This window comes from Christensenella sp. (genome assembly GCF_034927525.1).
Taxonomy (GTDB): Bacteria; Bacillota; Clostridia; order Christensenellales; family Christensenellaceae; genus Christensenella.
On record NZ_JAYFPU010000094.1, the window covers coordinates 1 to 1,695 of the forward strand.

At 52.3% G+C, this 1,695-nt stretch carries 2 protein-coding genes; both read left to right on the forward strand.

All coding sequences use genetic code 11. The features are described from left to right. Positions 1–1,401, forward strand: a 1,401-nt coding sequence (locus VB081_RS03605; RefSeq protein WP_323399481.1) for a VanW family protein, incomplete at its 5' end; no start/stop codon positions are given. Positions 1,402–1,514: 113 nt separating this feature from the next. Continuing rightward, positions 1,515–1,695, forward strand: a 181-nt coding sequence (locus VB081_RS03610; protein ID WP_323399482.1) for a GTP-binding protein, incomplete at its 3' end; no start/stop codon positions are given.

Here is a 1,695-nt window from a genome sequence, read left to right on the forward strand (position 1 = left end):
CTGACCTATGCGCAGGGCGAAGAAAAGATAAAGGCTTCTGTAGACGGCATGCTGAACGAAAACAAAATCGAGTATACCGTGCAGGAAACCGCGTATTCCTACGGCCTGCCGGATGCGGGCCTGTCGGTGGATTATGAAACGCCGCTCAGAGAAGCGATGCTTTACGGCAGGGAAGGCACGCGCTGGGATCTGCTGTTCGAGAAAACAGAACCAAAGGACTGGCCGCTTGATTATGCGTTTGACGAAACAAAGCTTGACGCACTGATCGATATGGACAGTGCCACATGGGGCGAAGCTGCGGTGGACGCTGCTTACGCCGTTGATAAGCAAAGCAATAAGGAAAACCTGACAACGGGTGGCACGCTCACCGTGCAGGAGCCAAAGGACGGTTGGAAGGTCGATGTCGACGGGATCAAAGAAACGGCAAAAAACCAGATAGACGCCAAGCTGTTTGCACCGTTTGCCGCGCAGATCGATGTGGTGAAGGCGCAGGGATCGGACAATCCAAAAGAAATGGTCAAGATGGGAAGCTACACGACCAACATCGGGTCGTCTTCTTCGAAGGGTCGTAAATTCAATATCTGGATGATCAGTGATAAACTGAACGGTGCGGTTTTCAAACCGGGCGAGACGTTCTCGGTGAACGATTACGTGGGCGACCGTACAGAGGAGCTCGGCTGGGCGCTTGCACCGGGCATCGAGAACGGTACGTATACAGATCAGGCGGGCGGTGGCATTTGTCAGGTTTCCTCTACATTCTATAATGCTGCGCTGCGTGCGGAAATGGATATGGTGGCGCGGCTGCCGCATACCATCATGGCGGGCTATGTGCCCCCGGGCATGGATGCGACGATCTCTACCGGCGGGCCGGATTTTAAGGTAAAGAATATTAACGATACGGATATGATCATGATCGTTACCTGTAATATCCCGGATATGAAGGTTACAGTGGACATTTACGGGACGGTCGAGCGGGACTATTACCTGAAGTTCGAAAGCGAACTGATCAATAAGCAGGATGCGCCGGCAGTCAAATATAAAACAAATGCCGCGCTGGGGAAATACGAAGTAAAGAGGACCAAGGTCGGACAGGGCGAGGAAAAATACCAGATCTGGGGTCAAAAATACCATAAGGATACGGATGCAAAAATCGGCGAGAAATTTGAGGTAACGACATCCACGTACCGCGGCATCGCGCCCGAGGTAGAGCTTGGCAGCGGCGTACCGTTGCCGGCAGAGGGAACAGCGATAGAGGATGTGCAGGCGCAGGCCAAGGAACTGGAGCAAAAGGAAGCGGAAGCAAATAACCCGCAGCCTACTCCATCGCCCGAAGCGACGCCCGCGCCAACCGTCGCTCCGGAACCGACTCCGCCAGTGGTGCCGGAACAGCCTGCGGCTTGACAAACGGCGGTAGAAACCTTAAAATATGATAGATAACGCATCAGGTAAACTGAAAAATTAAATTTGGGGCAAAACCCCATTCAACAAAAAGATTTTCGGGAGGAAAGCAAGCAATGGCAAAGGGTAAGTTTGAGAGAAACAAACCGCATGTAAACGTCGGAACGATCGGTCACGTCGATCATGGAAAAACAACGCTGACAGCAGCGATCACATCGGTACTGTCAAAGAGCGGAAAAGCGCAAGCAACAAAATATGATGAGATCGACAAAGCGCCGGAAGAAAAAGAGCGTGGCA